Raw genomic sequence first — 14101 nt, forward strand, 5'->3', positions numbered from 1 at the left:
CTATAATAAAGTCATAAACAATTGCAACACACAGTTGGAGGGGGAAAAACAAAAATGATTAGCGCTTACAAAAAGCAGCTGCTGCTCGTACTAAGCCTCATTCTCGTTGTCGGCCTGCTCGCAGCATGCGGCAAGGATAACACAGGAACGGGCGAAAGCACGAACACAGGAGCTTCAACAGGAAATGAATATAAAGAGAAATATGATCCGCCTGTCACATTGACGACCGTATGGGGTGTAGCTCCTGAGGTGAAATATAAAAATGGTGAAACGATTGAGAACAACGTAGCGACAAAATGGGCCAAGGAGCAGCTCGGCATCGAGATTAAATCGCTCTGGTCTGTGACCGATACGAATAATGCTTTAGCTACAAAGCTGCGCCTGGCCATGTCCTCGGGACAGGATATGCCTGACGTGCTGGTTGTCGGCAATAATGATCCGCAGCTGGTTGCTGATCTGGTCGATTCCGGCTATTTCCGTGAAGCTGGCGACCTGTTTGATCAATACGCAAATGACACATGGAAAAAAGCGATGGAGCTTGATCCTAACGTATGGAATCCCTATATTCGCGACGGCAAAAAAATGGGTATTCCCGTACTGGATTATGCTTATAACAATGACTACTTGCTTTGGATCCGTCAGGATTGGCTGGACAAGCTGAATATGAAGGCCCCAACTACGATTGCCGAGCTGGAAACCGTGATGGAAGCTTTCAAAAACAACAACCCGGACGGTTTGACTCCGGATAAAGTAACGCCGCTTAGCATTGGCTTCAAAACGAAGCTGAGCAGTTGGATGGGTGACCCATCATGGATTTTTGGAGCTTATGGCGCGATGCCAGAGCAATGGAATGTTGGAACGGACGGAAATCTTGAATATGGCTCTATTAATACAGGCATGAAGCAGGGTCTGGAGAAGCTTTCGGAATGGAGCAAAAAAGGCTTTATCCCTAAAGAAGCGGCTCTATGGGATGAGAACAAGACGGCTGAGCCAGCAGTTGCAGGAACAGCGGGCATTATTCCTGGACCGTACTGGATGAGTGGCTGGCCGCTTGTCGATACGGCGAAAAACGTGCCAACCGCAAAATGGACGCCGATTGCACTGCCAAAAGGTCCTGACGGCAAAGCGACAAGCCATGGTACGCCATTTTCCAGCGCTGTTATTTTGATCAACAAAGATATTAAACATCCTGAGGCTTTGTTCACTTATGAGAACTGGATGTTTGACAACTTCGCAAACCCTGCGAAGGGCAGTCCGCTTGAGGTTGGTATGTTCAAGGGCTATGACTATGATGTTGATGCCAATGGCAACACGCTTTATCAGGATGATATCCCTGGAGGCTATATCAACATTGTTCGTTATTTCCTCGTTCGCGATGGCGCTCGTATTCCAGACGCGCAAATGACAGCTCTGCTGGCTTTGGCAGATGGCAAGGAGCCAGAGACGAAGCTGGAAAAAGATATTGCCAACAGCTTCGGCAAGCAAACGCCAGAGGCGGCGAAGGTGCTCATGTCCCAGAAGGATGTTGCGCTTATGAATATGTTTACGGGCCCTACAACGCCGACGATGAAGTCGAAAATGGATTATCTGAAAAAAATCGAGCTTCAAACGTTTAACGAAATTATTTACGGCACGAAGCCGATTGATGCCTTCGATACATTCGTTGCCAGCTGGAATAAATCCGGCGGCGAGCAAATTACGAAGGAAGTAAATGAATGGTATGCATCTGTAAAATAGTGCAAGTCAGCAAAGCAGTCTGCCCTCGGCAGGCTGCTTTTGTTTTTATGAGAGTCTCCTGTGAAAAGTAGTTGCAATAGTGCCATCAATGTTGGTTCCGTCATGTGTTCAGGCGGTTTGGGGCGTTGCTATAATTGAGGTAATTCATACAAATGCGTTCAGGAGGATACTACAATATGAGGCAGCTAAAGCGCCACTGGCCGTTCCATCTCATGATTTTGCCATCCCTTGTTTTTCTGATTTTGTTCAGCTATTTGCCAATGGCGGGCATTGTTATGGCCTTCCAGGACTTTAAGCCCCGGCTGGGCATTACAGGCTCGGAATGGATCGGTCTCGATAATTTTCGCTATATGTTTGAGCGGGAGGACAGCCTGGAGGTTATTTGGAACACGCTGGTTATTGCGGTTTTGAAAATTATTTTCAACCTAGCAGCTCCATTCATCTTTGCTCTTTTCTTAAATGAGGTGCGCAAGGAGCTTTTCAAGCGTTATGTGCAAACGATGGTTTATTTGCCCCATTTCCTGTCATGGGTCATTTTGGGTGGTATTTTGATCGACATATTGTCCAGCGATGGCGGTTTTGTAAACCGGATTCTGGGCATGGTCGGGATCGGGCCGATCTTCTTCCTTGGAGAGGGCAACTGGTTCCGCTTTACGGTTATTGTTTCCGAGGTGTGGAAGGAGTTCGGATACGGAACGATCGTCTTTCTGGCAGCTCTCTCGAACATTAACCCCTCGCTGTACGAGGCAGCCGAAGTGGATGGCGCAAGCCGCTGGAAGCAGACGCTTCACATTACGATGCCTTCGATGGTACCGATGGCGATTGTCGTAGGTACGCTGGCACTCGGCAACATTTTGAATGCGGGCTTTGACCAAATTTTCAACCTGTATAATCCGCTAGTCTACGATAAAGGCGACATTATTGATACGTTCGTTTATCGCACAGCGATAATAAGCGGGGAAATGGGCTTTGGAACAGCGGTCGGATTATTCAAATCCATTATCAGCATGATCTTGATTTTCGTCTCATACCGCATGGCCTATAAATGGGCAAACTATCGAATTTTCTAAGAATGGAGCGAGCCTAGAATGTACCACAAAACACTGTCATACCGCCTATTTTCTATACTCAATAATACAGGGCTGCTGTTTATCTCGCTCCTGTGCATTATCCCGCTTGTTCATGTGCTGGCGATTTCGTTCAGCGCGAAGTCGGCAGCCGATGCCAATATCGTTAATTTGTGGCCGGTAGATTTCACTTTGGAGGCTTATCGCAAAACGATCGACAACCCGATCTTTCTAAACTCGATCTGGATATCGATCATGCGGACGTCCATTGGCACAGCCCTTACGCTGCTGCTGGCGTTTATGGCAGCTTACCCGCTTTCCAGAGAAAGCACGAGCTTCAAGGCACGTTCTTACTACTCCTGGATTTTCGTTTTCGCGATGGTCTTTAACGGCGGGCTTGTTCCCTTCTATATGATGATCCAGAATTTGAACCTGATGGGCTCTTTCTGGGCACTGGTGCTTCCCGGGGCGGTTAATATTTATTTAACGATTCTGATGATGAACTTCTTCCGGGGCATTCCGAAGGAGCTGGAGGAGGCAGCGATGATTGATGGAGCGGGCCACTTCCGGGTGCTGTTCACGATCTTCCTGCCCGTATCGAAGCCAGCGATTGCAACGCTCAGCCTGTTCAGCATCGTGTTCCATTGGAATTCGTGGTTTGACGGCCTGCTGTATACAGAAGGCGTTCACCAATATCCGCTGGCGACCTTTCTGCAAACGGTCATTATTTCGCGCGACATGAGCTCCATGAGCCTTGATCCCGTATCGCTTGCCTTGATCTCGCAGAAGACGGTTAGTGCGGCGCAAATTTTTATCGGTGCCCTTCCTGTCCTCATTATTTATCCGTTTTTGCAAAAGTTTTTCGTAAAAGGCCTCGTTGTAGGCTCGGTTAAAGAATAGCGTGACAAAGGTAAACGCGTGGGTTTTAGAGGATGTACAGAAGGCTGTTTTCCGGAAACGGAGAGCAGCCTTTTTTTTGCGGCAACGCGGAATTTCTTCGTTTCGGATTAAGAACTTTCGTCAGGCCAAGCAGGCCGGGTTAGCGACTTAATTCTAATAATGACGCATTCCCGTCCATTCGCCTCTATTTTTACTGGGCTGTTAAAATTAGCGGTCCGTCCGAGGTGACTGCAATCGTATGCTCATATTGCGCCGACAACTTGCCGTCGGCCGTTCTCGCCGTCCACCGATCGTCGTCGATCTTGATACGGAACGTACCTTCGTTGATCATCGGTTCAATCGTAAACACCATGCCTTCCTTTAACCGAATGCCTTTGCCGGCTACGCCGATATGCTCGTAGCTCGGCTCCTCGTGCAGGCTCCGTCCGATCCCGTGCGCCAGCAGATCGCGTACGACCGAAAACCCGTTTGCTTCCGCATGCTGTTGAATCGCCGACGTGATGTCGCCGAGCCGCCCCCCGGGGATTGCCCTGGCGATTCCCAGGTCCAAGCATTCCTTTGTCACCTTCATTAATTTTTGCGCCTCCGGCCGGATATTGCCCACCGCATAGCACCAGCACGAATCGCCGAACCATCCGCCGTATTCCACGACGATGTCGAGCTTCAGCAAGTCGCCGTCCATAATCACCTGATTCGAAGGAATGCCGTGGGCGACCACATCGTTGACCGAAATGCAGGTTTCGGCGGGGTAACCGTTGTACCCTTTCGTAAATTGATTGCCGCCCAGCCTGATGATGTGTCTGGCAACAAAGTCATTGATTTCCTGAGTGGTGATCCCAGGCTCAATCAGTTTGGACACCTCGCGATAGCAGTCCACAACGATTTGGCTCGCCGGCTTCATCTCTTCTATTTCTCTAGGTGATTTTAGTATGATCATCTGTCATTACTCGCTCCTTATCCATTCTATAATTTTAAAAACCGGGCGATATCGCCGGCCTCCTCGTGCAGCTTTCCGCGGCGAAGCGAAATCGAGGCGCAGCCGACCAAGGCGGCCAGCAGCATTTCCGCGCGCTGCAGCTGATACGGCGGCTCCGCCGCGTTTCCGCAGGAAGCGGCAGCCCCGTCCACGGCACGCTCGGTATCCAGCAGCGAGGCAAGCGGAGCCAGCACCTCACGACGAAAGGAGGCTGAAAGCGTGACCGAGCGCGCTTCTGGCAGCGAGGCAAAGTCCTCTCCGGCCATCTTAAACAACAGGTAAAGGGCGTGGTCCTCCGCCCATAGCTGCAGCAGCCGGAAGCCTGCGGCGCCGACAGGGCCAAGCTCTGCGGCAGCGGCGGCTTCGCTGCTTCCGTTTCGGGAATCCACGGAAGCTGAGTTCCCGGTGTCCGCCGCAGCAGCCAAGCCAAAATGCTCATCCGCCGCCGGTGCCTTCCCCGAGGCCGAAGCGCCGGAGACCTCCAGCGGAGCCTCTAGCGTTGCCTCTAGCGTTGCCTCTAGCGGGGCTGCCAGCCATTCCCCGGCCCGCTCGAACGCGTCCCATAGCAGATCTTGAAGCAAATCGCCCTTATTGCTGTAATAATGGTATACCGTGCCATAGCCGAGACCTGCTTGCGCGGCCACATCGCGGATTTCCAGTAAAGGCCCTTTATTCAAAAAAACATCGGCAGCGGCTTTTCGGATTTGTGCCAGACGCCGCAGCCGGATCTCATCGTTTTGTTCCTTCGTGCGTGGAGTCATCTCGTCCGTTCCCCTCTTTATTTTTGACCTACTATTATGTCAATATAAAACATCGGCTTGCGAATAACAAGAGAATATCTGAAATTCCCGTTAATCCCCGGGCTGGGGCTTAAGCACATTATTTCAGGATCTTTCAACCAGGTAGTTTTTAAGGCGTCTGTTTGCGCAGGTTTTGCTTATGAAAACCCTATGAATGATAGCGCTACCAATATTCGGAATGTGCGGCGTCAAACAGGTTGCATAAAATGCTGGAATGTTGCTTTTGGTATGTATATCGCTTTTCATAAAATCGCTTACAATTAGATGAAGCATGGAGAAACAATATAATCAAGGGAGAGGTTTACATGAAAAAGGGGAAAGGGTACATCAGCCTTGTGCTGGTCGTAGCGTTATTTATGACACAGATGGCCTGGCCGCAAGCGGCGGTAAAAGCAGCTGCAGCAAATTTGGCGCTTGGCAAAATCGTTTCAGCAAGCCAAGAATATATAGATCCGCAGTGGGGCCAGCCGAAGGAATACGCGGTCGATGGCAATCCGGATACGGCATGGAGCGCAGCAAGCGCTGTAAGTCCGACTCACTGGCTTAAAGTGGATTTGGGCAGCGAATATGATCTTTCTGGTGTGGAAATCACTTGGAAGGAAGATGAAATCGTCAAGTATATCGTAGAGGTGTCGCCGGACGATGTGAACTGGACGGTCGCTGCCGATAAATCGGCTAATGCGGCAAAGCAGCAGACGGCAAGCCTTGCATTCGAGGCGGACAGCATGCGTTATGTGCGCGTCACGATCTCTTTTTATGCGGGCGGCGGCTGGTGGCCGGGCATTAAAGAATTAAAGGTAATAGAAAAGGAAATTGTGAAAAGTCCAGCGGACATTACCGGCTATGACGCGGTGAATATAGAAACCTACAGCGGCACGGCTCCGAGCCTTCCGGCACAGGTGAATGCCGCATATGCGGACGGCAGCTTTGGGCTCGTCAATGTAGCATGGGACGCTGTTGATCCACAGAAATATACAGGTGGGGGCAGCTTTGAAGTAGCGGGAACGGTAACGGGAGCGAGCGTGCAGCCGAAAGCGTCGGTCACGGTGCTTGGCTATCGCGACGATTTTATTCGCGGGGTGGATATTTCGACACTGACCGCAATTGAGGACAACGGCGGAAAATATTATGACAGCAATGGCGTGGAGCGCGATTTGCTGGACATTTTGAAGGACCGGGGCGTGAACTACGTCCGGCTGCGGGTGTGGAATGATCCGCAAAACTCGGGCGGCTACAATGATAAGGAAGATGTACTTAGACTCGCTAAGCGAGTGAAGGCGAAGGGGCTCAAGCTGCTCGTCGATTTCCACTATTCGGATGACTGGGCGCATCCAGGCCAGCAGGTTCGACCTGCGGCGTGGAAAAACCTGACGATGCCTGAGCTGGGCCAAGCGGTATACGACTACACGTACGAGGTTATTTCTGAATTGCAGGCAGTAAATGCAATGCCTGACATGGTGCAGATCGGCAATGAAATCAACAGCGGCGTGCTCACGGGCAAAGGCGGCTCGGTTAACTTTGACGATCAAGCGCTGCTGCTGAACAGCGGCTCGTCGGCGGTTCGCGCCCTGCCTGGCGGCGATGAGGTTCAAATTATGATTCATCTTGCAGAAGGCGGCAAAAATGCGACCTTCCGTTATTTCTTTGACGGCATCAATGGCAGAGTCGATTACGATATTATCGGATTATCTTATTATCCGTTCTGGCACGGTACGCTGGAAGCGGTGAAAATCAATATGGACGATATGGCGCTGCGTTACGGCAAGGAAGTGGTCATTGCTGAGACGTCGTATCCTTTTTCGTACAAAAATGGCGATGCCCATGAAAATATTATTAACTCCGACCAAAAGCTGAAAACGGGCGGAGCGAAATGGGACGCGACCGTTCAAGGCCAATACGACGCAATTCAAACGATTATGGATTTGATCTCCAATGTGGAAAATAACAAGGGAGCCGGATTTTTCTATTGGGAGCCGGCATGGATTCCATCGAATGTAGGCTGGATTGCGTCTGAGGGCGACGCATGGGAAAATCATGCGATGTTTGATTATGATGAATATCCGGCAAACGGCGGATACGCCTATAAGGGCTATGCGCTGGATTCCTTGAACGTCTATAAGCATGGATTGACGGCAGTACCGGCAGATCGCCAGCATTTGGCGGCCGCGATTGCTGAAGCGAAGTCGCTCATCGAGGCAGATTTTACGCCGCAGAGCTGGCCGCAGCTTGCACCTGCTATCGCTCAGGCGCAGCTCGTTCACGATCAGGCGTATACGCCTCAAGGGGTAACGCAAGCTGAAGTGGATACGGCACAGGCACAGCTTGCCTCCGTTGTAGCTGGGCTTGAAGTGGTGCCGGCGGACAAGGCGGTGCTGACGGGACTCATTACCGATGCAGAAGCAAAGCAAGAGGCGGACTGGTCGGCCAAAAGCTGGCAGGCGCTGCAAAGTGCGCTTGCTGTTGCACGAACGGCTTATGGTGATGCAAGAGCTACGCAAACGGTCGTCAATCATGCGGTTGCCGGATTGCAGGCCGCGCTGAATGGTTTGTCGAACGTGGATAAAGGCACGCTTGTGACCACTATTGTATCGGCAGAGCAGCTCGACGGTGCGGAATATTATGCGGCCGGATGGGCTGTACTGCAAGCTGCATTAGCGAATGCGAAGACGGTCAACAATGATGGTCAGGCTGTTCAAACGGCGGTTGTGGCTGCGACGGAAGCACTTGCCTCCGCGATTCAAGCGCTTAAGCCTTTGCAGGATATTGCAGCGTTTAAAGCAGCAACTTCTTCCAGCAACGCTGGCAGCGGCGGCGGCAAGACCAACGCTCCAGAAGGGGCAGTCGATCAAAATGATGGCACTTCATGGGGAACAGATAAAGGGGCTGGCAGCTGGTGGATGGTCGATCTGGGCCAAGCTTCGCTAGTGAAAAAAGTGGTGCTCAACAAATGGGCGGGAGTCGTCCATTACAAGGTGGAAATTTCCGATGATGGCGCAATATTCCGTACAGCAGCGGATACGCAAACGCTGGCGATGCCTTCGGACAGCCATAAGCTGACGGACAATAATACGGGCCGTTATCTCAAGGTGACGATTACCGAAGGCCAAGGCTGGGTCGGCATGATGGACTTCAAGGCATTCGGGCTGGCTCTGGCTGACAAGGCCGAGCTGAATGCCGCAATGGCTGAAGCAGCTGGCTTGACGCAAAGCCAGTACACGGCAGCAAGCTGGTCCGTGCTTGCCGAAGCGCTGGCTGCAGCGCAGCGGGCAAGCGCTGATCAGGAGGCTGATCAGGCGCAGGTAGCTGCGAGCGCAGCAGCAGTGACAGCTGCGATTGCAGGGCTAGAGGAGGCGACGGAGCCAGAGGGGCCGACGCCAACGCCAACACCGACGCCAACACCAGAGGAGCCGACACCGACAGTGCCTCCGGTGACACCAACGCCAGAGGTACCGACACCGACAGTATCTCCGGCGACGCCATCACCAGCAACGCCAGCGCCGGGAACGTCGACGCCGGCTACTCCGACGGCGAGCCCGCAGCCAACAGCAGCGCCATCGGCTGCTGCTGTGATTACAATCGCGAACGGCGTGCCGGATGCTTCCGGCAAGCTGGTCGCGACAGTCGCTGCCAGCGAGCTGAGCAAGGCGGCGACGCAGGCAAGCGGGAACGACGTCACGATTCGCGTCGTTCCAGCAGCTGCACCGCAGCAGGCAGTCGTACAGCTGCCCGCGGCTGCTATTAAAGCGCTCACCGATCACAACGTTCCGGTGCTGCATGTATGGCTGGACGGCGTACGAATTAGCGTCGCCGTCGAAGCCCTTGCCAGCGCAGCGGCGCAAAACACCGCCGCAATGCTGGCCTTCACCGCCGAGAAAGTAGACTCGGCTGCCCTTACAGCGGAGGATCGCGCGAAGGTTGGCGCGCATCAAGTTTATGATTTGTTGCTTGTCCATGATGGCAAGCAAATAACATGGAACGAAGGGCAAGTGGAAGTAGCCTTGCCGTACACGCTGAAAGCAGGCGAGCAGCCGCATCAGGCGGTCGTTTATTATTTGAATAGCAATGGCGGTTTGGAAGCTGTCCATAGCAGTGTGTATCGCGAAAAGGATCAAGTAATCGTATTCCAGGCGGCGCATTTCAGCCGTTATGCAGCGGCTTACGCAGACGTTTCGTTTGATGATATCGCGCAGTATCCATGGGCAAAGATCGCAATTGAAGGTCTTGCTGCCAAAGGCATCGTTCAAGGCACGGCAGCAGGCAAATTCCAACCAGCGGGCAGCGTTACCCGTGCACAGTTTGTGCACATGCTCGTTCAGGCGTTCGGTCTTGCGAGCAAAGACGGCGCTTCAACGAAGCTGAGCGACATCAAGGCTGGAAGCTGGTATGAGCAGTCTGTTCTTGCCGCAGAGCAGAATGGCATTATTAAAGGCAGAGCGGATGGCTCCTTCGGCATCAACGCTTCCATTACAAGAGAAGAGATGGCGGTTATGCTGTACCGCGCTGCGAAGCAAAGCGGATTCGCAGCAGATGCAGGGGCGGCGCAACCTACGGGCGCAGCAGCTTCCTTCACGGATGCCGGGCAAATCTCGGATTATGCGCAGGAAGCAGTAGCTGCCATCAAGCAGCTGGGGCTGATTTCCGGCATGGGCAATGGCGCTTTCGCGCCGCAGGCAACGGCAACCCGGGCTCAATCCGCAGTCGTTATTGCTAAAGTACTTTCAGTATTATACGAATAGTAACAATGGTTGCCAGGCGGTAAAAATGAAGACGGTGTTCCAGGTCGATAGCGACTGGAACATCGTCTTTTAGCATCCGAACGCAAACGAAGTCCGTTCGAACAATCTTTTTCCCTCCCAAGGACAAGCCGGCCTTTAAAAAAGGGAACAGCTTTATTGCAATTGAATCCTATTCTGCGGGAAGCGGTTAGAAAGGTACTTAGAAAGGCAATTGCTGCCGCTGGGCAAAGAAGCCTGACCTATCGCACATACCAAAAAGACCGAGCCGCTTGCGAAACAAGCGGCTCGGTCTTTAAGCTTTTACAAAAGAAAGCTATTTTGCAGTTGCCATTCGATTAGTCAAGAACCGCTGTAATATGCTCGGACGTGATTGCCCAGTGCGTAGCGCTCCAAACCTTCTCTTGATTTTGGATAAAAATAATTTGTGGCGACTCGTGCTTAACCGACGTATCTTCAGCGATTTTGTTCGAAACCGGACGGGATTCGATAACCTTAACAAGGACATAATCAGTATCCTGACGCGGGTTAGCGTCCAGGTAGGCTGTGAACTCGCGGTGCGCATTCGCGCTCACCGGGCAAGTTGTACTATGCTTGAAAACAACCAGGGCACGGTCTTTCGAGCCTTCCAAAGCGGCGTCCCATTGCTCAGCTGAATCTATTTCACGATATTGTGTCATTTGTAACACTCCTTTTGTCTGTTAATCAATAATAGATATTAGCTTACTTCCCTTTATTGTACCCTTCTCCGAGCAAAAAGTCATCTTGCCATTTAATTGGGCAGGGCGCAAAGAGAAGGATTGACGAGGCTGAGGGGTTAAGCTATATTATAAGCATTAAATGATGTATACAACATTTATCATTAAAGGTTATCAAGCGTTAAACGGCAAAACCACCAAACAGAAAAAAAGAATGACCGAATGCAAATCGGTATTAAATGGAGCCGCCATTTGCGGTGATTTTAGCGATGAGGCGATTTTTAGAATCCTCCAGATGCTCACGAATGACCGCGCGCATTTGTTTTGCATCGCCAAGCTTTAGGACGGCAATGATGTTTTGATGCTGCTTAATGGCGGCAGCTACCATTTCTTTGCTGATGAGCGAGCTGCTTGCAGCGATGAAACGATAGTTCATCAGGCTTTTATAGATGGCTGCATTATGGCTGTTCCCGCCAAGCTGCATGAATTCCAAATGGAACAGCAGATTATAGTCTTTCTGTAAATACTGATCGAGCGGAAGGGCTTCAAGCTCGCTTAGTGACAGCTCGACAATGCTTTCCAGCCTGCTGATTTCTTCATGAAGCTGTTGTTTCGTGCAGGAGCTGAGCTTGTCTACCACCCAAAATTCCAGCATCATCCGCGTATCGGTTACATTCATTACGTCTTGTATTTCAATGGCATTGACGAAGGTGCCGACCTTGGATACCGTCTTCACAAGGCCGTCCATTTCCAGACGATTCAAGGCGTCGCGAATCGGCGTTCGGCTAACGCCAAGCTGGGCAGCCAGCTCAGGAATGAGCAGCTTCTGATTGCCGAGAAATTCACGGCGGATGATTTTTTCCTTTAATAGATTGTAGGTTTTGTCCCACAGGTTAGAATTATCAATTTTCGGCAAATCCATTTTTCAGCACCACGCTTTCAACAGTTTCTTCTTAAATCTTATATACATTATATTTGAGGGGGTGTCCAGCTTGGCATCGTAGTGTAGGCGAGAAAGCGGCATATGGCGCGTAATGAAATGTAAGGGCTTACTTTGAAGAGGAGGACTAGCGATGGAATTGGCGAAAGGTATTATTCCGGCAATGGTTACACCGTTCAATGAGCAGGAGGTGCTGAACGAGCAGGCGCTTTGTCTAATGGTGGAGCGGTTCATCTCTGCTGGCGTTCATGGCTTGTTCTGTCTGGGCACGAATGGCGAGTTTTTCTCGCTTTCCTTCGAGGAGAAGGTGCGGATAGCAGAAATCATTGTACGGGAAGCGAAGGGGCGCGTGCCGGTCTATGCTGGAGCAGGCTGTGCAAGCACGCTGGAAACGGTTCGGCTGGCTAAGCGGCTGCAGGAAGTTGGCGTCGATGCGCTCTCGGTCATTACTCCCTATTTCCTTGCGTTTACCCAGCAGGAGCTGATTTATCATTTTGAGCAGGTAGCAGCAGCGGTTGCGATTCCCGTCGTATTGTACAACATTCCCGCCCGTACAGGGAATGCGCTGCAGCCCAAAACGGTAGCCGAGCTTGCGAAAATCCCGAATATTGTCGGCATTAAGGACAGCAGCGGCAGCTTTGATACGATTTTGCAATATATCGACCAGACGCCGGATTCCTTCTCGGTGATGGCGGGTACGGACTCGCTTATCTTGCCGACACTTATGGCGGGCGGCAGCGGAGCGATTGCGGCAACGGCTAATGTGTTCCCGGCGCAGGTGGCGGCAATTTATGAGCATTTTCAGGCGGAGCGTTATAGGGAGGCAGAGGAGGCGCAGCGGGTGCTGCGGGATTTGCGGAGTGCCTTTTCCTTGGGCACGCTGCCTTCCGTGCTGAAGGCGGTGCTGAATGAGATCGGCGTGCCCGCCGGTCCATCGCGCCGTCCGGTAGCGCCGTTGACACCGGCAGCGTATGGCGAATTGAAGAAAATGGTTGAGAAGTACCGGCAGCAGGGACTTTTATGAAAAAATAAGCCTTGCTTGGTTGCTCGTTTGCACGCTTGCAGGCCGCTTTACTTATGCTTACCGCGAAACGGGCCTTTGCCTTCGCTTCACCGCAAATAGCGCGTTTACGCCAGCTCAAGGGGGATGACGAGATGAGTCGATACATGAAGCCAGTGAAACCACAGCAGCTGCAGCATATTGAAATTTACCGCAGAGACAATGAGTTTTGCTCTTGGCCTTTTAATGGTGGTTTGTGGAAAATAAGTGAAGGGAACATTTTGCTCGCGTTTATGAACATTGACTGTGACTATCAGATTCCTGGAAACCTGAATCATGACCGGGTCGAAACCTTCGGGCGCATCGCTGCTGTCCGTACGCTTGATGGCGGCCGCAGCTGGCAGGAGGCTGCGCAAATCGCCGACAATTACAAGCTGCTGGATCAGCTCCCGTATGGCAAGCCGCATACGTTCGAGGAGGGCTTCGACTTCTCCGACCCCAATACGCTGCTCGAATGCTGGTGTACACCGAACTCCGCGGTTGATCACGCCCAGGCTTGGGTGAAAATGTCGCGTGACGCAGGAGCGACCTGGAGCGAGCCAGTGATGCTTCCAGACTGTGGCATTCCCCGCTATCAAGGAAGGCCGTCGTATATTGTACGGCCAGACGGCGTTGTGCTGCTGTTTCTGACGGCAAGGCCGCGGAATAATCCGCATGACCGCCCCGTCGTCTTCGCTTCCTTCGATGATGGCTGCAATTGGTCGCTTGTGTCGTTAATGCCACATAGCGAGGAGTATCGGATGATTTGCCCATCCCCCGTTCTGATGAAGGATGGCGTCATTATGGTTGCAGTCAGATGCAAGCCAGCGATGGTGGCGGCATGGTGCGAGCTTTACGCCTCGGACGATGGCGGGCTGACGTGGCGCTTCGTCTCGCGGATCAACGACCATGGCGATACGGTGCATTTGACGCTGATGGAGGATGGCAGGCTGTTTGCCGTCTATGGCTTCAGGAGGCCGCCATTTGGCATTCGGGGAAGGGTCAGCGAGGATAACGGGCTGAGCTGGGGGCCTGAGCTGATTTTGCGTGACGATGGCGGCAGCAATGATCTTGGCTATCCGCGTGCTGTCGAGACGACCGCCGGAGAAATTTTGGCGACTTATTATTTCAATGATGCGAAGGATACGATTCAGCAAAGAGGCGGCGTCCGCTATATTGGCGGCACGATACTCAGACCGTAACATGGGATG

10 protein-coding genes are annotated in these 14101 nt (G+C 52.0%); 6 read left to right on the forward strand and 4 right to left on the reverse strand.

What is annotated here, in order from left to right; all coding sequences use genetic code 11:
* Positions 1–54: 54 nt before the first annotated feature.
* From ABEW34_RS04560 to ABEW34_RS04570, 3 genes are all read left to right on the forward strand, one after another.
* Complete coding sequence (locus ABEW34_RS04560; protein WP_430155243.1) at positions 55–1737, forward strand: sugar ABC transporter; 1683 nt, start codon at positions 55–57, stop codon at positions 1735–1737.
* Between the two features lie 176 nt (positions 1738–1913).
* Positions 1914–2807 (forward strand): ABC transporter permease, encoded by an 894-nt coding sequence (locus ABEW34_RS04565; RefSeq protein ID WP_430155245.1) that lies wholly within the window; start codon positions 1914–1916, stop codon positions 2805–2807.
* An 18-nt stretch (positions 2808–2825) separates the two neighbouring features.
* Positions 2826–3704 (forward strand): carbohydrate ABC transporter permease, encoded by an 879-nt coding sequence (locus ABEW34_RS04570; protein WP_430155247.1) that lies wholly within the window; start codon positions 2826–2828, stop codon positions 3702–3704.
* A gap of 190 nt (positions 3705–3894) precedes the next feature.
* Here ABEW34_RS04570 and map read toward each other — a convergent pair whose 3' ends face one another.
* Positions 3895–4641 (reverse strand): type I methionyl aminopeptidase, encoded by a 747-nt coding sequence (map, locus tag ABEW34_RS04575; RefSeq protein ID WP_430155249.1) that lies wholly within the window; start codon positions 4639–4641, stop codon positions 3895–3897.
* A 26-nt stretch (positions 4642–4667) separates the two neighbouring features.
* Positions 4668–5441: a TetR/AcrR family transcriptional regulator gene (locus ABEW34_RS04580; protein WP_430155250.1), complete on the reverse strand. Its 774-nt coding sequence runs from the start codon at positions 5439–5441 to the stop codon at positions 4668–4670.
* A 344-nt stretch (positions 5442–5785) separates the two neighbouring features.
* Between ABEW34_RS04580 and ABEW34_RS04585 the strand changes: the two genes are divergently transcribed.
* Entirely contained in the window at positions 5786–10216 is a 4431-nt protein-coding gene (locus ABEW34_RS04585; protein ID WP_430155252.1) for a glycosyl hydrolase 53 family protein, read from the forward strand.
* A gap of 335 nt (positions 10217–10551) precedes the next feature.
* On the opposite strand, the gene ytxJ is transcribed toward ABEW34_RS04585, so the two are convergent.
* Together ytxJ and ABEW34_RS04595 are read right to left on the reverse strand one after the other, a co-directional pair.
* Positions 10552–10893, reverse strand: coding sequence for a bacillithiol system redox-active protein YtxJ (gene ytxJ / locus ABEW34_RS04590; protein ID WP_099517498.1), 342 nt, complete (start codon positions 10891–10893; stop codon positions 10552–10554).
* Between the two features lie 253 nt (positions 10894–11146).
* On the reverse strand, positions 11147–11833 hold the full coding sequence (locus ABEW34_RS04595) for a GntR family transcriptional regulator (RefSeq protein WP_430155254.1): 687 nt from the start codon (positions 11831–11833) through the stop codon (positions 11147–11149).
* 151 nt (positions 11834–11984) lie between these two features.
* Between ABEW34_RS04595 and dapA the strand changes: the two genes are divergently transcribed.
* Entirely contained in the window at positions 11985–12875 is an 891-nt protein-coding gene (gene dapA, locus ABEW34_RS04600) for a 4-hydroxy-tetrahydrodipicolinate synthase (protein WP_430155255.1), read from the forward strand.
* A 131-nt stretch (positions 12876–13006) separates the two neighbouring features.
* Positions 13007–14092 carry a sialidase family protein gene (locus ABEW34_RS04605; RefSeq protein WP_430155257.1) on the forward strand — a complete coding sequence of 362 codons (1086 nt, stop codon included), beginning with the start codon at positions 13007–13009 and terminating at the stop codon, positions 14090–14092.
* Positions 14093–14101: the final 9 nt, after the last annotated feature.

It is taken from the genome of Paenibacillus algorifonticola (assembly GCF_050481745.1).
Classification (GTDB): Bacteria; Bacillota; Bacilli; order Paenibacillales; family Paenibacillaceae; genus Pristimantibacillus; species Pristimantibacillus algorifonticola_A.